The sequence below is a fragment of the Anaerolineales bacterium genome, from assembly GCA_037382465.1.
GTDB lineage: Bacteria > Chloroflexota > Anaerolineae > Anaerolineales > E44-bin32 > WVZH01.
In genome coordinates, this window is the sequence record JARRPX010000018.1 from 1 (window position 1) to 18435 (window position 18435).

Sequence of the window (18435 nt, forward strand, 5' to 3'; positions counted from 1 at the left end):
GTAGAAATACTGCCCAACACATTGGCGCATAGAGCATACGGAACCGACTCGGCAGCGGAGGTATACCGCTGCCGCTACGGTCTAAACCCTGCGTATCGGCACGATTTTTTCAACGCTGAAATGGTCGTTTCGGGAATCGATGCGGACGGAGAAGTGCGCATCGTCGAACTCAAGGAGCATCCCTTCTTCATCGCCACATTGTTCGTGCCGCAGCATCGGTCGAAGCCGGAGGTTCCTCACCCCCTGATCACCGCCTACCTGGAAGCCGCGCTTGACTCCCTGTAGAAGGCTCATCGTTTTTCAAAGAAATCCCAGCGCCTAGGCCGCCTGCTCCCACACAGGCTTGTGCGCATATCCCATGGAAAAAGCCTTCTTGTTCAGCATTAAAGTTGTCGGCGGTACGGTGGCGGCGATGGCCTTTTCGACCGCCTTTCGCTCGGTGAAATCCACCACCGCAGTGAAGAATCCCAACATGATCACGTTCATCACGATACGCCGGCCCAATTCTTCGGCCATACGCGTCGCCGGAATCCCGACCGTCTGATCCCCCGTCTCCGGTGTGACGAAGTCACTCTCGATGATCACCAGGGCGTCCTCCCGCGCTTCGGGACGGAAGCGCGCGTAGCTCTCCTGCGAGAGCGCCACCAGCACGTCCGCCTTCTGCACGAAGGGATAATCGATCGGCCGGTCGGCGACGACGAGATTTGCGTTCGACGCCCCACCCCGCGCTTCGGGTCCGTAGGCCTGGGTCATGACGGCGTTCAAATCCTGGTAGAGCGAGAGCGCCCGGCCCAGGATCACACCGAACAATCCGACACCTTGCCCCCCGAAACCGGAAATGCGAATCTCTTCTCTCAAATCGATCACTCCTCGATCTGCACGGGTTGATAGGGCAGCAGGTCACGATCCACGAATCGACCGACGTAGATCGGCTGGTTGCTGCTCAAATCGATCTCGACCTCATCCAGAGGCACGCTCTTATCGATCTTGCAGCGTTCCTTGTAAAGCAGCATCTCTTCCAGGCCATCCTCGATCTGGTTCGATTTCCCGTAACCGATGGGACACGGCGAGAGCACTTCGATGAACGAAAAACCGGGTTTACGGAAGGCGTAGAGGATGTCCTTCTGAACCTGGTGGGCGTGCATGGTCGTCCAGCGCGAGACGAAATTCGCCCCGGCCGCGGCCAAAAGCATGGGAAAGTTAAACGGGTGTTCGGGGTTACCGTACGGCGCCGTCGTCGCCCGCGCCCCATACGGCGTCGTCGGTCCCGCCTGGCCGCCGGTCATGCCGTAATTGAAATTATTTGCGCAGATCACCGTCAAGTCGACGTTGCGACGTGCAGCGTGGATCAGATGATTTCCACCGATGGCGGCCAGATCTCCGTCGCCGCTGAAAACCACCACGTTCAGTTCGGGTTTGGCCAGTTTGATCCCCAGGGCAAACGGGATGGCCCGGCCGTGCGTGGTGTGGTAGGAATCGATTGCCATGTAGCCCGCCACGCGGCCGGAGCAGCCGATCCCCGAGACGACCACATGTCGATCGATGGGGATCTCGGAATCGAGGATCGCCTGTGCGTAGCAGCGCATGACGATACCGATCCCGCATCCCGGACAAAAGATGTGGGGGATGCGTTCCTCCCGCAGGATGACGTCCAGCGGGTGCCTATCGACGGCGATGATGACCGTTTCCACGACCGCTAACCTCCGTGATCACTCGAAAGATATCCTCGGGCGACATCATTTTCCCGCCGGCATGATTCACGCCGACGACTTTCTGCGTAACGTGGCGTTCCAAGTCTCGGGACACCTGCCCCAGATTGATTTCGGCCACGATAAATGCGTTCACCTGCCTGGCGATTTCCTTGATCCTGCGCTCGGGAAACGGCCACAACGAGACCAGCCGCAAGTAACCGACTCGCATTCCCACCTGCCGGGCCTCCCGTACCGCCCGCTTTGCGGACCGTGCCGTGCAGCCAAAGGAAACCACCACGATTTCCGCTTCATCGAGCCATTCTTCTTCAACGACGATGATCTCGCCGGCGTTACGCTCGATCTTGTCACTGAGACGCGTCACGAGCGCATGGTGCGCTTCGGCCGACATGTCCGGATACCCGCGTGCGTCGTGCGTCAGGCCCGTGAAATGAATCCGGTATCCTTCTCCTGCGTGAGCCATGGGCGGCACCAGATCGTCGTCTTCGACTGCGTAAGGCTTGAAATCCTCGCCCGGCTTCTTTTTAGGCCGCTTGCGTCCCCAGCGTTCGATCTCGTTTTCGGGCGGGATGACCACCTTCTCGACCATGTGCCCGACGACCTCGTCGGCCAGAACGATCACCGGGGTGCGGTAGCGATCGGCCACGTTGAAAGCTCGCACGGTGAGATCGAACATCTCCTGCGGTGAACTGGGCGCGTAGGCCACGATCTGGTAATCCCCATGAGACCCCCATTTGGCCTGCATCACGTCGGCCTGGCCGGGAAGTGTGGGCAAGCCGGTCGAAGGCGCGGCGCGCATCACGTTGACCAGAACGCAGGGGATTTCGAGCATGATCGCCAGACCGAGATTCTCCATCATCAGGCTGAAACCGGGCCCGGAAGTCGCCGTCATAGCGCGTGAGCCGGCGGCGGACGCGCCCAGCACGGAGGCGATGCTGCTGAGCTCGTCTTCCATTTGAATGAAAACGCCGCCCGTGTTGGGAAGACGGCGTGCCAGATACTCTGCGATCTCGGTCGACGGCGTGATGGGATAGCCACCGAAAAACGTGCAGCCAGCGGCGATCGCCCCTTCGGCGCAGGCGTGGTCGCCGTGCATGAAATGCTTACCGGAGCGTACGACGCTGTCGCTCAATCGTCCCCCTTCACAGTGTATATGGCGAACTCGGGGCAAACCATGCCGCAGAAACCACACAGCGTACAGGCGCTTTCCATTCCCGGCGCGATCTCCGGGATATGGTACCCTTTTTCGTTTGCCTGCTCGGAGTCTTGAAGTACATTTCGAGGACAAAGGCGGATACAAATCCGACAACCTTTGCAGCGTTCAGGTATCAGATAGATGATCCCTCGCGAGACGACTGCTTCATCCGTATCGAGAGGCGCTCGTGCAAAGTATCTCATCGTGCCCTCGTGGTAATCGACAAACCGATGAAACCACATTCCCGGGCCGCAAGAAAACCTGCCGCCTTGCCACTGTACGGCAAACCGCGTTCCGTACGGGACCGAACTCTTTCTGAATTATATTAAAGGGTAGACGGAAACGACCTTACAGGCAAGTATCAACTGTCAGGGACAAAGTCATGCCTTTTGGCGTAGGGAAGCAGCTATTTCGGCAAACAATCGTTTTGTACCCGGATGCAAACTACCACTGCGATAAACGAGGAAAATAATTGATTCCTACACGCAGCACATGTATAATCGCATCGAATTGATGATATGAGCGTTATATCATTAAGTGCAATTCAGAGGCGGAGGAGGCAGAAAAGCAGCGCTCAAGCCAGCGGTTTGCTGGCTTGTTTTCTTGGCAAGACGAACCGGATTACGAACGCCCACACGTATCTTTCCACTTTGAGCGCAAAAGGAAAAGTATGGCACGTTTACACGAACACCAGGGGAAATCCCTACTCGCGAATTGCGGCATCAGCGTCCCGCGAGGCGGTCCCGTAAAATCCGCAAAGGAAGCCCAGGCGCTGGCCGAGGAAATCAACGGTCCCGTCGTCGTCAAAGCGCAGGCATGGGTCACCGGCCGCGCCGGCATCGGCGCCATTCGCTTCGTCGATTCAGCGCAAGCCGCCGCGGAAGCGGCCGCCGAGATCCTGGGCATGCAGATCAGGGGCTTCACCGTCGATACGGTGCTGATCGAAGAGAAGCTCGACGTCGCCCGGGAATTCTACGCCGGCGTGATCATCGACGACCAGTCGCAGGCGCCGATGATGATCTTCAGCAGCTCCGGGGGAAGCGGGATCGAAGAAATCGCCCGGGAGCATCCCGAGACGATTTCGCGGCGGATTGTGGACATCCGCACCGGCCTGCTCGAACACCAGGCCCGCGACCTGGTCCGCAAGGTCGATATTCACGAGAAACTGCAGCTCAAGCTCGGGGGGATGCTGGCCAAGCTGTACGACGTCGCACGCAAATACGATGCCCGCGCTGCGGAAATCAACCCCATTGTGCTCACAAACGAGGGCGAGTTGATAGCCGCAGACTGCCGCATCACGGTCGACGACTCCGCCGTTTACCGCCACCCGGAACTGGGCATCGAAATCGCCCGCGAGTTCGACCGGCCGCCCACGGCGTTGGAACGAATCGCCTGGCAGGTCGAAAAGAACGATTACCGCGGAACGTTCTACTTCATCCAGCTCGAGCGTGATTTCCAATCCGGGAACGGCGTGATCGGTTTCCACGGCGCCGGCGGCGGCGGTTCGATGATGAGCATGGACGCGGTTTTGAACCGCGGTTACAAACTGGCCAACTTCGTGGACACGAGCGGCAATCCACCGGCATCGAAGGTTTATCGAGCCGCACGGATCATCCTCTCGCAGCCCGGAATCGACGGCTACTTTGCTTCCGGATCCGGTGTCGCCTCGCAGGAGCAGTTCCACAGCGCACGCGGCCTGGTGAAAGCCTTCATGGAGGTTCCCCTCGAAGTTCCTGCCGTCATCCGGCTGGGCGGGAACGCCGAAGAAAGGGCCATCGCCATTCTGGAACGCGCCGAGGATTACATCCCTGCGCCCATCGAGGGCTACGGGAAAGACGACACGCCGGAATTCTGTGCCCAGAGGCTGGACGCATTGATCCAGGAATCCGAACCCGCAGATACAATATCCTCAGGGTATGAACCTCCCGAAGCGAAGGAACCCTACCAATTCGAGACCGTCACGGGGGGCACCGTCACCTTCGACCACGCTGCCTGCCGTGATTGCGAGAGCAAAATCTGCATCGAGACCTGCGTTCCCAGAATCCTCAAACTGGAAGACGGCGTCCCCGTGCTCAACATTTCGCTCGAGGAAGCCAGGAAAGGTGGATGCAGCGAGTGCCTGGCTTGCGAGGTCGAATGTTTCTTCGAAGGCAACCGCGGCGGTTACGTTTCTTTGCCCATTCCCGGGCTGGACGAGCTTTCCGCAACGTGAAAGCGCATTGTGTGGTAGATATGGAGCTAAGATGGCCATATTGATCGACGAAACCAAACGCGTGCTGGTGCAAGGCATTACGGGCCGCGAAGGCAAAACCCGGGCGCGTTTGATGAAGGAATACGGCACCCAGGTCGTTGCCGGCGTAACGCCCGGCAAGGGCGGCCAGGACGTCGAAGGCGTCCCTGTTTTCGATACCGTCCAGGAAGCCTGGGAGAACGTTGGACCGATCGACGTAAGTGTGCTCTTCATCCCGGCGCCGCTGGTGAAAGACGCCGCACTGGAAGCGATCGACGCCGGCGTGAAACTGCTCGTCATCGTCCCCGATCGCGTGCCGATCTACGACGTGCTCGAGATCGCCGAAGCCGCGCACCGCAAAGAATCACACTTTGTCGGGCCGAACACGCTCGGCGTTCTTTCACCGGGCAAGGCCTTGCTGGGCATGATCGGCGGCCGGGCGGCGTCGGCCAAGGCCTGGTTCATGCCGGGTCCCGTGGGGATCTGCTCCCGCTCCGGCGGGATCACCTCCTCGATGGCCTACTACCTGGCGCAGGAAGGGATCGGTGCGACGACTCTGGTCCACGTGGGCGGCGACGTCGTCGTCGGAACACCGCTGCCGGAAGTCGCCCTGCACTTCGAGAACGATCCGCAAACGAAGGCCATCGTGATGTTCGGCGAGATCGGCGGCACCCAGGAAGAGCGTCTGGCCGACCTGATCGAAGCCGGCGAGGTCACAAAGCCGGTCGTCGCCTTCATCGGCGGGAAAGCGGCGAAGAGCGGCACACGTTTCAGCCATGCCGGCGCGATCATCGAAGGCGGGCGCGGTACGCACGAAGGCAAGGTAAATCGTCTGCGCGAAGTCGGCGTGCACGTCGTCGATGGCTTCGGGATGCTGCCGCAAGAGACGAAATCCGTCCTTATCAAACATGGGATTATGAAATGAGTGAAGATACCTGGAAAACTGCCATTACCCGGATCGAACCCAACGAAGTGCGCTTGCGCGGCTACCGCATCGATGAATTGATGGGAAATGTAACCTTTGCGCAGGCAATTTTCCTGGCCTTGACCGGCGAATTACCTGCGCCGAACGTTGCAAAACTGCTCGATGCCATGCTGGTATCGTCCATCGATCACGGCGCCACGCCGCCTTCGGCGCTCGCTGCTCGCACTGCGGCATCGACCGGCGCTCCACTCAACGCAGCCGTTGCGGCGGGGGTGCTTTCGATCAACCGTTTTCACGGCGCAGCAATCTACGACTGTATGGGCGTCCTCGAAGAGGGGATCCAACTGGCTGAAGACTCGAACGTGAGTATCGAAGATGCCGCCGGTGAATTGGTCGCCCGCTATCGCCAGGAGAAGAAACGTATCGCCGGCCTGGGTCACCGCATCCACAGCGACGACCCCAGGACGAAGAAACTGTTCGCCCTGGCGCAGGAACTGAAGGTCGCTGGAGACGGCGTGACCATGATTACTGCCATCCATGGTGCGTTGTCGAAAGGCGGCAAAGATCTGCCCATCAACGTTGACGGCGCCATTGCAGCCCTGCTCGTCGATCTGCACATGCCGCGCGAATTGGCCAACGCCTTCTTTATCATGGCGCGCGTTCCGGGTTTGGTGGCACACGTGTACGAAGAACAAACACGCGAGCGTCCGATGCGCAAGATCGATCCAGTAAAGCATGAATACGACGGCCCCCCTGCCAGAAGCCTCGATTGAAACGTCCGTGCGACCTTCATCCCAATGCTTCAAGACTGACGGATCTGGCGCGCCGTTTGCCCGTCTTTGCGGGTAGTATATTAAAAGCACCAGTGAGGAAAAGAAGATGTCCAACGAATTGATCGAACTCATTCCCGAATTTTCAGAAATCGAAGATGAAGAGCTTCGAAGAAAGGCGCTCGCCGTCTGGGAAGAGGCGCTGGAAATCGGCGGGTGGAGCATCGACGATCTCAAACACATGCCCTACACGCTGTTGGTGGAGGACGTAGAGATCAGCTTCCCCGAACACGTGAGCACCGTCTGCCGCCTGTGTATCGCCATGCAAGAAGTGCTCGAAGATGCGCATGGCGCGCGATACGACATCGATCGTGACACGCTCATCGCCGGCGCGCTGCTGGCCGACGTCGGCAAGCTGCTCGAATTCCGCGAAGAGAACGGCGAATACAAATGGGCGAGCATGTATCAGTACCTACGCCACCCTTTTACCGGCGTCGGCTTGTGTTTCAAACACGACATTCCCGAGGCAGTGATGCACGTCATCGCAACGCACTCCTGGGAAGGCGACAAATTCGCCCGCCGGCCGGAATCGATTATCTTCCATCACGCGGATTTTACGGATTTCGACCTGACCAAATCCGTAAAATAGGCGCCACGAGAAAACACTCAATTGCATGATCGTGTTGTGCAGGTAGGAGAGAACATGCCGCAGACATTCGCCGAGAAGGTATTAGCCAGGAAAGCCGGTGCGAAACAACTATCCGCCGGCCAGATCGTGGAGATCACGCCGGACGTGGCGCTTTCCCACGATAACACAGCGCCCATCTACGGGATTTTCAAGAAGATGGGTGCGGAGCGGGTCTTCGATCCCGAGATGCACGCCATCTTCCTCGATCACGCCGCGCCCGCACCTACGACGGCCCACGCAGAAAACCACCGCATCATCCGCGAATTCGTTCGTGAACAGGGCATCCCGCACTTCTACGAAGTGGGGCGCGGGATTTGCCATCAGGTGCTGGTCGAAGAGGGATTGGCGCTTCCGGGTGAGATCGTGCTGGGATCGGATTCGCACACACCGCACGCCGGTTCGATGGGCGCCTTCGGCGCCGGCATCGGCCGCAGCGAGATGGCTTCGATCTGGGCCATCGGATCACTGTGGCTGCGTGTTCCGGAAAGCATCAAGATCGTCGTACACGGCCGTCTCGTGGAAGGCGTTTCCGCCAAGGATCTGGCGCTGCACGTCATCGGCGAGAACGGCGCCGACGCGGCGCTCTATCAATCGGTCGAATGGCACGGCGAGGCGATCGCCGCCCTCGACATTTCCCAGCGCGAGGTACTGCCCAACATGATGGCCGAAATGGGCGCCAAGAACAGCTACGTTCCCGCAGACGAGAAGACTTTCGCTTATCTCGAAGGCCGGGCGAAACGCACCTACGAGCCCGTCTTTCCGGACGATGATGCCGGCTACGCAAGAATTCTCGAGTACGATGCGGCGCAGATTCAACCCATGATCGCCTGTCCGCATACCGTGGATAACGTCCGGCCGCTGTCTGAACTGCGTGGCACGCACGTCGACCAGGCCTTTCTGGGTACTTGCACCAACGCCAGGTTGGACGATCTCGCCATTGCAGCAGCGATTCTCGAAGGAAAACACATCGCCAAGGGTGTGCGCATGATCGTCATTCCCGCCTCCTCCGAGGTGTACCTGGAAGCGCTTAAAGCGGGTTATTTGGAAACTTTCGTGCGCGCCGGCGCGGTCATCGAAAGCCCCGGATGCGGACCCTGTATGGGGAATCACATGGGCGTGCCTGCCATCGGCGAGGTGACGATCAGCAGCGCGAACCGCAATTTCCGCGGGCGTATGGGCACGAAAGAGAGCGAAATTTACCTCGCCAGTCCCGCCGTCGTCGCCGCTTCGGCGGTCGCGGGAGAAATTTCTCATCCGAAGGACGTATCCTGATGGCCAAAAACAAAATCATTCGAGGTCGAGTTTGGAAATACGGTGACGACGTCAATACCGACGTCATCTTCCCGGGCAAATACACGTATACGGTCAGCGATCCGAAAGAAATGCCGCAGTATGCCCTCGAAGATCTCGACCCGCGTTTTGTGAAAGAAATATGTCCCAACGACATCATCGTCGCAGGGACGAACTGGGGCTGCGGATCTTCACGCGAACAAGCCGTCACCTGCCTGAAGGAGAGCAGACTGGGAGCGATCGTGGCGAAGAGCATCGCCCGGATTTACTACCGCAACTGCATCAACGCAGCGCTTCCGGCTCTGATTTGCCCCGAAGCGGTCGACGCCATCGAAGACGGAGAAACCATCGAGATCGATCTCGAGAGTGGTTCGATCCGCTGCGCTGGCGGGGAATTCAGTTTCCCGCCGCTCCCGGAAGCGGTGATGAAGATCTTCGACGCCGGCGGCCTGGTGCCCTATACCCGGCAGCGGTTGGAGCAGATGAAATCCCCACCCCCGACCAACGAGTAATAATCGTAATCTGACGTTGATCGCTCAACGATCCTGAATTGAGGAGAACTATTGAATGGCGAAATATCAAATTGCTTGGATGCCCGGAGACGGCATCGGCGTCGATGTGATGGACGCCGCCCGTATCGTACTCGATGCGCTCGGCCTCGACGCCGAATACATTCCCGCCGACATCGGCTGGAAATTCTGGTGTACGGAAGGAGAAGCACTTCCCGAACGGACGGTCAAGATCTTAAATGATTGCACCTGTGGATTGTTCGGCGCGATCACGTCCAAGCCCAAGGATGAGGCGGCCAAAGAACTCGCCCCCGAACTGCAGGATAAAGGATTTTCCTACCGCAGCCCGATCGTGCGTCTGCGGCAGATTTTCGACCTGTACACCAATCTACGACCGTGCAAGGCGTTTCCGGGGAATCCCCTGAATTACCGCGACGACATCGATCTGGTCGTCTTTCGGGAGAACACGGAAGGACTATACAGTGGCGTCGAATTCTACCCCTTGCCGGACGAAGTACGCACCGCGATGGCGGAATTCAGCCCGGCGATGTCGCGTTTCGACGGCGTTCCTGGCGCCGAAATCGCCATCAGCCTGCGCGTGATCACCAAAAACGGCGCCACCCGTATCGTGCGCCAGGCCTTCGAATTTGCCCGGAAATTCGGCTACCCCACCGTCACCCTGGTCGAGAAGCCGAACGTACTGCGCGAAACCAGCGGGTTAATGACCCGTCAGGCGAGAGAAATCGCTGCCGAATACCCGGACATCAAACTCTGGGAGACCAACATCGACGCGCAGATGATGTGGTTGGTAAAGAACCCGACGGATTACGGCGTCCTGGTGACGTCGAACATGTTCGGGGACATCGTGTCCGATCTGGCGGCGCAGTTGGTCGGCGGGCTGGGCTTCGCTTCAAGTGGAAACATCGGCGACGATTTCGCGGTCTTCGAACCCACGCATGGATCGGCCCCGAAATACGCCGGCCAGTACAAGGTCAACCCCACGGCGATGCTGCTTGCGGTGAAATTGATGTTGGATTGGCTTGGTGAGAACGACCTGGCTGAAAGCCTGGAGCAATCCATCCGTAAAGTGATCGCAGCCGGAGAAATCCGCACCTACGACCTGGGCGGATCCAGTTCGACGCTCGACGTTGCAAACGCCGTCGTGGCGCAGCTGTAAGGATTTCAAGGAGACAAAGAACGATGGATTCAATAAGCCGTGAAATGGCAGTATTCGCCCGAAATCTTACTTATGCGGACGTTCCCGCAGCGGCGAAGCACGAAGCCAAACGTTTCTTGCTGGACAGCGTAGGCTGTGCCCTTGCGGCTACACGAAATGAAGACATGCGGGCGATGCTGCGCTTCACGGAGAAACTCGGCGGCACGCCCGAAGCCACAGTGATCGGCAGCGGACTGCGCACCAACGTCCCCAACGCTGCCTTGATGAATTGTCTGCTTACCCGGGCGATGGATTACAACGACATCTACTGGGAGCAGGATCCCAGCCACCCCTCCGACCTCATCGGCGCCGCTCTGTCCGCCGCGGAGGCAAACGGAAAAAATGGGGCAGAGACGCTGACGGCCATCGTCCTGGCCTACGAATTGGAAATGCGCTGGTGTCATGCCGCCCATCCCGGCGTTCGTGAAGTCGGCTGGCACCACGCCACACTGACCCAGTTCGTCAGTCCGCTGGTGGCGGGTAAATTGTACGACCTCGATCTCGACCAACTCGTCGCCGCGGTCGGCATCAGCGGCAGTTCGCATTTCACCCTCGGCGGCGTCGTCGCCGGCCATCTGACGAACATGAAGAACACCGCCGATCCTCTGGCCGCGCAGGCCGGCGTCATCGCTGCACTCATGGCGCGCGAAGGCTACGAAGGGCCGGTGGAAGTGATCGAAGGCAAAGAGGGTTTGATCGAGGTCATTTCCAACGTCGAATGGAAGACGGACGAGCTGCTCAAAGGACTCGGTGAGGAATTTATCATCACCCGCTGCGGCTACAAAGCCTATCCCAGCGAAGCCCTCACCCATCAGCCAATTTCTGCAGCGCTGCAGGCGCGCAGCACACTTGGTGTCACCCACGACGAGGTGGCGGAAATCCTCGTCGAGACAACGACGCGCGGCGCCGACATCTTGTCCGATCCGAGTAAATACAAGCCCGAAACCAAAGAGACCGCAGATCACAGCCTGCCCTACGTGATCGCCGCCGCGATCGTGGACGGCAACGTGCTGCCCAATTCATTCAGCGACGAGAAATTGAAAGATCCCGCAATCCTGGCGACGCTGCCGAAAATCAAGGTCGTTGCCGATCCGGAAATCGACGCGCTCTTCCCCGGCGTGAAACGTGCTCGCGTGACCATCACCTGTAAAGATGGGCGCAGCCATACCGCCCAGACAGACGTCGCAAAAGGTGCTCCAGAGAACCCACTCAGCGATGAGGAAATCGCCGCAAAATTCCAGGCCAACGCACAAGGCATCGTCAACGATGATCGTTTGGATGAAATCGTCGAAGCGACCTGGAACGTCGATCGCGCAACGGACATCGCAGCCTATATGACGCTACTCATCTCCGATGTGTGAGGCAGGCTAACCCGAAGAATCAAAAACGTGGCAGTCCATCGAGCGGCTGCCACGTATTGTTTTTTGTAGTTCCTCAGCCGAACATTCCGGAGGGACGCTCTCCATTTTCATCGTTTGCCGGCGGCGGCACCGGTGTCGTCTCCAAGCCTCCCGAATCCGCATACGCAGGTGGGGTAACAGATCCCGGGGAGACTACGTTCTGTGAAGACGTTGGAATCGCAGGTCGCACAGCACGATGAAAGAGATAGCCGATAACCAGGATCGCAATTCCCATGATGGTGATGAGGACTCCCGCTCCCATCACTTCTCCCGTGACCTTTTCCCGCACGGCGGTTACCGGAATCAGCAGCAAATCGTACAACGCGCTGGATTGCTGGCGGAACTCCACCGAAGCCTGCTGCCAGTAGCGATTGAATGCGGTGCCTGCTGAAAAACCAAGCGCGATGGTCAATATACCAGCGATCAACACCGGCAGACCCCACCAGATGGCGACATCGCGCCAGGAACGAATGGCCAGGATCATGATCAGCCCCAACAGAGCGGCAGACAGCAGCCAGCCTCCCATGGTGAAAGCACGGATCGTACGAATGCGTTCCTTCAAGAGCAGCACATCATCGAGGTTCAGATCGTTCTGTTCAGTATCGAACGCAGAGAAGGTCGCCGGTAAATCACGGAAGAAACTCTGGAAGCGCCGTGTGGCGAAGTCGATCAACTCGGACCGGAAGGGTTCCGGCGGCTCGCAGTAAAGAATCACCGGGTGTCCCGCCTCTACTGATGCTTGCTGCATGCGGTCCACCTGCTCCTGCGTGCACGTGGGCCAGGAGTCGACGATCAAATCGATGACTTCCAGCATGCTTTCGCCTTGCATCCGCGCTTTGATCGGCCGCAAGTCGATCTCGATGCCCGGCGTCAGCCGGTCATCATCGAGCCAGGTGTGGATCGACATGACGGCTCCCTTGAGCTGGTTTTCCATCCAGGCATCCGGCAGCAGCAGGTCAATGATACGATCCCATTCATCGGCAGACAGATCGCTGAGTGCCTGACGGACTTCCGTATCGTCTTCGAAATCGTCGCCGAATTCCATCTCGGACAGCATCTCGGTAATGCTGCGCCGAAGAACCCCGGATGCAATCAGACTCTCGCTCAGCGTACTGCTGAGCTCTTCAGGACTGAAGATCACGTTCGAACTGAAGAATGCCAGCAAGCCAAACGGCAGCGTGACGATGAAAATCAGTGCACAAATGGCGGCCAGGATTCTCATCGAAAGCTGCAAACAACTCATTGGTTCTGACACGACCTTTCTCCCTTTTCGACCTTCCTTTTCAATCGCAAACGTTTATCGCCTGTACTCCCGCCTCGTGGCAGCAAATTATACACTCGTGCCTCACCCGCGGCCAGAAACGAAAAACGAGGCGCTTGATGCGCCTCGTTCACTCTCCGTTCGACCGGAAGTCCGCTGCCGGATTTGAAAACCTCTATCGAAAGTCAGCCATGATTTCTTCGAGCGCCTCTTTAGAGGGCCGTAACGCATCCTGCTGAAGCCGGGCGAGCGGTTTGTCGACGAGATTTTCCACCGATTGGAACGTCTCCTGGTTCTGGTTGAGGTAAATCAAACCCGTAGCCAGGATTTCGGCACAGCAGGTTTCCTCGAGAAGCTGCATTGCGGCAAGCCTGTCCGAAGTGTCGTGATTGTGCTCCAGCTTCTTGAGCACCAAACGGGACTTGTTGTGCAATTCGACTTCCACGATTTCCCCGGGTTCGATTTCCATCTCGATTTCATCGTAGGAAGGAACCCAGGTGACGTCGTGCAGGGGATATTCGTGTTCGATTCCCCACGAATAACTCTTCGTGGATTCATCGCGATTGTTGAAAGTCACACAGGGGCTGATGATGTCGAGCACCGCTGTCCCTTGGAAGTTGAGCGCGGATTTCAACAGTTCCTTAACCTGCTTGGGATCTCCCGCAAAGGATCGCGCCACGAAACCGCAGTTGGCGATGAGCGCTTCCATGCACAAATCGATCGGCATGAAAGGATTTACGCCCATCTTCTTCAACTTCTGCCCCTGATCGGCGGTCGCGGAAAATTGACCTTTGGTCAGCCCATAAACGCCGTTGTTTTCGATGATGTAAACCATGGGCACGTTGCGGCGCATCAAGTGGATAAATTGGCCAATGCCGATGCTGGCAGTGTCTCCATCCCCGGAGACTCCGATCGTCTTCAGCGACCGGTTTGCGATGGACGCGCCGGTCGCGATAGACGGCATGCGTCCATGCACGGCGTTGAAACCATGCGAACGGCCCATGAAATATGTCGGACTCTTGCTCGAGCAGCCGATCCCGGAAATCTTGATCACATTCTCGGGCTGTATCGAGAGTTCGTAACAGGCTGCCATGATCTGGCTCGAGATGGAATTATGCCCACAACCCTGGCATAAAGTAGTCGGCCGACCCTTGTAATCCGATCTCGAAAGGCCGATCTCGTTTACTTTTTTCTTAGCTCTTCCGTTGCCATTATCTTTCATGTCGTTGTTCCTCTGCGCTTCGAACTGCCTCGAAAGTCCAATCCGCATCGAGCGGCACGCCGTTGTTCTTGGTCAGGGAAACCAGCTTCGTCGCCAGTGCAGGCCACTCGAGTTGCAGCAGTTGATGCATCTGGCCATCCGTGTTCATTTCAACAACGTACACGACCTCGTGTTCCTGTATAAAATCTTCCACGGTTTCGGAGAAGGGAATCGCGCGGATGCGTAAATAATCCGTCGCCAGGCCTTCATCCGATAGGTATTCGCGTGCTTCGAGGATGGCCGGATCCGTCGATCCGAAAGCGATGATCCCCACATCGGCATGATCCATTCGCTGCACCACGGGAGCAGGCAGCGCATCACGGACGTTCTCCAACTTTCGCCAAAGCCGTTCGATGTTGGCGTCCCAATCTTGCGCCTTTTCGCTGTAAATCGCCCGCTCGTCGTGACCCGTACCTCGGGTGAAGAACGCCGCCAGGGGATGATCCGTTCCCGGAAGCGTGCGTGGCGCGATGCCATCGCCATCGATGTCACGATAACGGCCAAAATCTCCCAGCTTTTCCAGGTCTTCGGCGGACAACACCTTGCCGCGATCCATATCCACATCGGGATACTGGAATGGCTTCGAAACCCACTGATTCATGCCCAGATCCAGATCGCTGAGTACGAAGACTGGCGTCTGGAATCGTTCGGCCAGGTCGAAAGCACGCCAGCCGAACTCGAAGCACTCGTGCGGCGCAGCGGGGATGAGCAGCGTGTGACGAGTGTCGCCGTGACTGAGAAAACGCAGAATGAGCACGTCACCTTGCGAGGTGCGTGTGGGCAGGCCCGTGCTGGGACCCATACGCTGTACGTCCCAGATTACGATCGGAATTTCGGCGATGAAGGCCAGGCCGGCGAATTCGGACATGAGCGAAATTCCGGGCCCGGACGTCGAGGTCATGGCTCGGGCGCCGACCCATCCCGCACCGACGGCCATCCCGATTGCGGCGAGTTCATCCTCGGCCTGGACCACGGCGTATGTGGCTTTTCCCGTCTCGGGATCGCTTCGCAGATGAGGCAAGTAATACTCGAGCGTCTCCGCGAGACTGGATGCCGGTGTGATCGGATACCAGGACGCAACGGTCACACCGCCGTAAATCGCGCCCAATGCGGCTGCCGTATTGCCATCGACCAGGAGGTGTTCTTCGTCTCTCGGCATCCGTTCGACGCGATAGGGATCGCGCTTGGGCAGGTTGTCACGCGCCCACGATGCCGCCAGGTCGATCATTTTCATGTTCAATGCGACGGACGTCTCCCGACCGCCGAAATGGGTATCCAAAGCGCTGCGGATCTCTTCGTTGTCGATCTGCAGAATTTCAGTCAGCACACCTACATAGGCCATGTTGGCTACGTATTCACGCAACTGTTTCGGAGGGTCTGCTTCGTTTACGAGATCTCGAAGCGGTATGGGGTAGAAGATGACGTCCGGGCGATCCGCCGGTTCAGCCAAACGATCGTCATAGAAACAAACACCACCCTGCTTCAAATCTTGTAGATCATCGCGAAACGTCGCCATGTTCATGGCGACGAGCAGGTCGGCTTTCAGTTTGTTTGCCGTGTAGCCCTTTGCATTGACACGAATGGTGTACCACGTCGGCAAACCCTGGATGTTGGATGGGAAAAGATTCTTCCCACAAACCGGTATGCCCATACGGAAAAAAGCCCGTACGAGCGCCAGGTTCGATGTCTGGCTGCCCGATCCGTTCACCGTGGCAACGACCAGCGTGAAGTCGTTGACGATCGGCCGCTGCGCTTCCGCTTCACCTGCCGCTTCCTTCTGCTTTACTTGAGATTTACTCATAAGGAGTCACTCCCATCGTTCCGACGAACGAATCGATTTCCGCCCCACTCTCGATTGCCGGTTGATAGTTGTCCATTTCCAAAGATTGCTGCAGTAGACCGATGTGCTGCACAAGTGCCTGGTACCCACTTTCGTAATCACCCGTTATGATCGCATCTACCATCTTCTCGTGATATTCCCATACACGATGCAAGTAATCGTAATCGCTGTATCGTTGATAACCAATCCGCTCGTAAAAAAACCAATAAGCCTCTAAAACAGCCTGTAAAATGGGATTGTCGAGCCGCGAGTAAACCGTGAGATGGAGCTGGCGGTGCTCGCTGTGGGGAATCTGTATCGGCGTACTTTTCAGGCGCTGCCATGCCCGGTCGACCAACTCCTGCAGCCGCTCTTTGTCTTCATCATGCAGCAATCGCACGGCTTCGTGCCAAAAGCCTGCTTCCAGATGGTTGCGCAGCATACCCAGCGAATCGAACAGCCCATTATCGGCTTCCATACCAAATTGCAGCCCGGTGATCAAAGTCGGCAGCAAAGAAAAAGCCTGCGTTCGTGTTCCGGTTTTTGGCCGTACCTCGACGAAACCCAGGATGCGCGCGACCTCGAGTTGTTCACGAAGTTTGCTTCTACTGATCCCAAGCTTAGCAGCGATTTTCTTGATTGGTGGAAGCCTCTGGCCGGGCGGCGCGTTCAAGCCTGCGAGGTACGTAAGAAACTCGGATTGCATCGTATCATCCATGATATACCTTGATCGCTGCATAATCATCTGACATATATTACAAATCCGATCTTTTAAAGTCTATCGCACGGACATTGGCATGTCAAACCAGGCCAGGCCTGCAGGTTTCGCGCTGTGTCAGTCTCGCGGCGCGCTGTTCACGAATGCCCCATGGGAATGACCATTCTGGTAAAATGCGGTGATGCTTTTGAGTCGAATTATCCCGATACTGCGTATCTGCATTTTATTCGGAGCGACCGTGCTGATGCTGCTCCTGCCGCGTTGGCTGCTCCGGCATCGCTACGCCGATCGCATCCTCGACCCGCAAGAAGTACCTGCGCGGCCGATCGCCATCGTTCTTGGTGCAGGCTTGAGACGAGACGGCAGGCCGACGACCGTACTGGCGGATCGCGTACGAACCGCCGTTACGCTGTATCGGTCGGGAAAGACAGGTAAAATCCTCATGAGCGGGTCGTCATCCGCCGGCAAGGATGAACCGCAAGCCATGCGCTCACTGGCCTTGAAACTCGGCGTGCCGGATGAGGACATCCTCGTCGATCGAGAAGGAATTCGCACATTCGAGACTTGTCTGCGCGCGTCCAAAATTTTTGGCGTAGACCAGGCGCTCATCATCACGCAGCGGTTTCATCTGCCGAGGGCGATGGCGCTTTGCGAAGCGCACAACGTTGACGCGATCGGCGTTCCTGCCGACCTGCGCCCCTATCGTTCGAGCTTTATATGGAACCTACGGGAGATACCTGCCAGTTTGCGAGCCTTCTGGGACGTATATCGACATCATTCCGTAGATGACAAAGAACCGGCGGAGCTGAGCCCTCAGGAGCCGAATTGCAGTTGAGATGGAACGTCAGCAGGCGTTGAATTTGCTCCACCAATACGTAAAGAATCAATCCCTCCGGCGCCACATGTACGCGGTGGAAGCTGCCATGCGAGATTATGCCTTGCGCATGGATGGCGACCCACAGGAATGGGGACTGGCGGGCTTGCTGCACGACTTCGATTGGGAAATTCATCCAGACCTGGATTCGCATCCCCAAGACGGTGCGCCGATCCTGCGTCAAAATGGCGTCCCTGAACGCATCGTCCGCTGTGTCCTCAGTCACGCAGATCACACGGGCGTGCCGCGGGAGACGATGATGGATCGCGCACTCCATGCATGTGACGAGATTGCCGGTCTCATCACGGCGGTCGCTCTCGTGCGTCCGTCCAAATCGATCCTCGACGTTAAAGTTTCCTCTGTGCGTAAGAAATGGAAGGATCAGCGCTTCGCCGCCAACGTCGATCGCGAGGAGATCGCCTCCGCCGCCGAAGAACTCGGGGTGGATTTATGGGATCACGTACAGAACGTTCTCGAATCGATGCAGGCGATCGCTCCTGACCTCGGCCTTGCTGGTGAAGAGCAGTGAAATCGTGGGTTAATCGTCGAAATATTGCGCCTTGGGGTCTT

19 protein-coding genes are annotated in these 18435 nt (G+C 57.7%); 11 read left to right on the forward strand and 8 right to left on the reverse strand.

Going from position 1 to position 18435, the window contains the following annotated elements:
* The coding region (locus P8Z34_06665; protein MEJ2550346.1) for a CTP synthase at nucleotides 1–285 on the forward strand (285 nt) is incomplete at its 5' end.
* 33 nt (nucleotides 286–318) lie between these two features.
* Here the strand turns inward: P8Z34_06665 and P8Z34_06670 are convergent.
* The 4 genes from P8Z34_06670 to P8Z34_06685 are packed head-to-tail and all read right to left on the reverse strand — an operon-like array spanning nucleotide 319 to nucleotide 3107.
* Entirely contained in the window at nucleotides 319–858 is a 540-nt protein-coding gene (locus P8Z34_06670; GenBank protein ID MEJ2550347.1) for a 2-oxoacid:acceptor oxidoreductase family protein, read from the reverse strand.
* A 5-nt stretch (nucleotides 859–863) separates the two neighbouring features.
* The gene (locus P8Z34_06675; GenBank protein ID MEJ2550348.1) at nucleotides 864–1691 is read right to left on the reverse strand and encodes a thiamine pyrophosphate-dependent enzyme; all 828 of its coding nucleotides are present in this window, start codon (nucleotides 1689–1691) and stop codon (nucleotides 864–866) included.
* A complete protein-coding gene (locus P8Z34_06680) occupies nucleotides 1663–2841 on the reverse strand; it encodes a 2-oxoacid:acceptor oxidoreductase subunit alpha (protein MEJ2550349.1) in 1179 nt (392 codons plus the stop codon). Before P8Z34_06680 ends, P8Z34_06675 begins: the two co-directional genes overlap by 29 nt.
* Nucleotides 2838–3107 carry a 4Fe-4S binding protein gene (locus P8Z34_06685; protein ID MEJ2550350.1) on the reverse strand — a complete coding sequence of 90 codons (270 nt, stop codon included), beginning with the start codon at nucleotides 3105–3107 and terminating at the stop codon, nucleotides 2838–2840. The genes P8Z34_06680 and P8Z34_06685 overlap by 4 nt, the downstream gene beginning before the upstream one ends.
* Before the next feature lie 467 nt (nucleotides 3108–3574).
* On the opposite strand from P8Z34_06685, the gene P8Z34_06690 reads away from it, so the two are divergent.
* From P8Z34_06690 to P8Z34_06725, 8 genes are all read left to right on the forward strand, one after another.
* Entirely contained in the window at nucleotides 3575–5116 is a 1542-nt protein-coding gene (locus P8Z34_06690) for an acetate--CoA ligase family protein (GenBank protein MEJ2550351.1), read from the forward strand.
* Between the two features lie 31 nt (nucleotides 5117–5147).
* On the forward strand, nucleotides 5148–6059 hold the full coding sequence (locus tag P8Z34_06695) for a CoA-binding protein (protein MEJ2550352.1): 912 nt from the start codon (nucleotides 5148–5150) through the stop codon (nucleotides 6057–6059).
* Nucleotides 6056–6832: a citryl-CoA lyase gene (locus P8Z34_06700; protein ID MEJ2550353.1), complete on the forward strand. Its 777-nt coding sequence runs from the start codon at nucleotides 6056–6058 to the stop codon at nucleotides 6830–6832. The genes P8Z34_06695 and P8Z34_06700 overlap by 4 nt, the downstream gene beginning before the upstream one ends.
* A 106-nt stretch (nucleotides 6833–6938) precedes the next feature.
* Nucleotides 6939–7478, forward strand: coding sequence for a hypothetical protein (locus P8Z34_06705; protein MEJ2550354.1), 540 nt, complete (start codon nucleotides 6939–6941; stop codon nucleotides 7476–7478).
* Between the two features lie 54 nt (nucleotides 7479–7532).
* Entirely contained in the window at nucleotides 7533–8789 is a 1257-nt protein-coding gene (locus P8Z34_06710) for a 3-isopropylmalate dehydratase large subunit (GenBank protein MEJ2550355.1), read from the forward strand.
* Entirely contained in the window at nucleotides 8789–9319 is a 531-nt protein-coding gene (locus tag P8Z34_06715; protein ID MEJ2550356.1) for a 3-isopropylmalate dehydratase small subunit, read from the forward strand. Before P8Z34_06710 ends, P8Z34_06715 begins: the two co-directional genes overlap by 1 nt.
* A 55-nt stretch (nucleotides 9320–9374) precedes the next feature.
* Nucleotides 9375–10493, forward strand: a complete 1119-nt coding sequence (locus P8Z34_06720) for an isocitrate/isopropylmalate dehydrogenase family protein (protein ID MEJ2550357.1) — start codon at nucleotides 9375–9377, stop codon at nucleotides 10491–10493.
* Nucleotides 10494–10516: 23 nt separating this feature from the next.
* Complete coding sequence (locus P8Z34_06725) at nucleotides 10517–11893, forward strand: MmgE/PrpD family protein (protein MEJ2550358.1); 1377 nt, start codon at nucleotides 10517–10519, stop codon at nucleotides 11891–11893.
* Nucleotides 11894–11966: 73 nt separating this feature from the next.
* Here the strand turns inward: P8Z34_06725 and P8Z34_06730 are convergent, their stop codons facing one another.
* The 4 genes from P8Z34_06730 to P8Z34_06745 form a co-directional block, all read right to left on the reverse strand.
* On the reverse strand, nucleotides 11967–13187 hold the full coding sequence (locus P8Z34_06730) for a hypothetical protein (GenBank protein ID MEJ2550359.1): 1221 nt from the start codon (nucleotides 13185–13187) through the stop codon (nucleotides 11967–11969).
* Between the two features lie 181 nt (nucleotides 13188–13368).
* Complete coding sequence (locus P8Z34_06735; GenBank protein MEJ2550360.1) at nucleotides 13369–14286, reverse strand: thiamine pyrophosphate-dependent enzyme; 918 nt, start codon at nucleotides 14284–14286, stop codon at nucleotides 13369–13371.
* Between the two features lie 118 nt (nucleotides 14287–14404).
* Nucleotides 14405–16255 (reverse strand): 2-oxoacid:acceptor oxidoreductase subunit alpha, encoded by a 1851-nt coding sequence (locus tag P8Z34_06740; GenBank protein ID MEJ2550361.1) that lies wholly within the window; start codon nucleotides 16253–16255, stop codon nucleotides 14405–14407.
* On the reverse strand, nucleotides 16248–16979 hold the full coding sequence (locus P8Z34_06745) for an FCD domain-containing protein (protein ID MEJ2550362.1): 732 nt from the start codon (nucleotides 16977–16979) through the stop codon (nucleotides 16248–16250). The genes P8Z34_06740 and P8Z34_06745 overlap by 8 nt, the downstream gene beginning before the upstream one ends.
* Before the next feature lie 199 nt (nucleotides 16980–17178).
* Between P8Z34_06745 and P8Z34_06750 the strand changes: the two genes are divergently transcribed.
* Both P8Z34_06750 and P8Z34_06755 read left to right on the forward strand, forming a co-directional pair.
* Entirely contained in the window at nucleotides 17179–17826 is a 648-nt protein-coding gene (locus tag P8Z34_06750) for an ElyC/SanA/YdcF family protein (GenBank protein ID MEJ2550363.1), read from the forward strand.
* A gap of 1 nt (nucleotide 17827) precedes the next feature.
* Complete coding sequence (locus tag P8Z34_06755; GenBank protein MEJ2550364.1) at nucleotides 17828–18394, forward strand: HDIG domain-containing protein; 567 nt, start codon at nucleotides 17828–17830, stop codon at nucleotides 18392–18394.
* Nucleotides 18395–18435 lie beyond the last annotated feature (41 nt).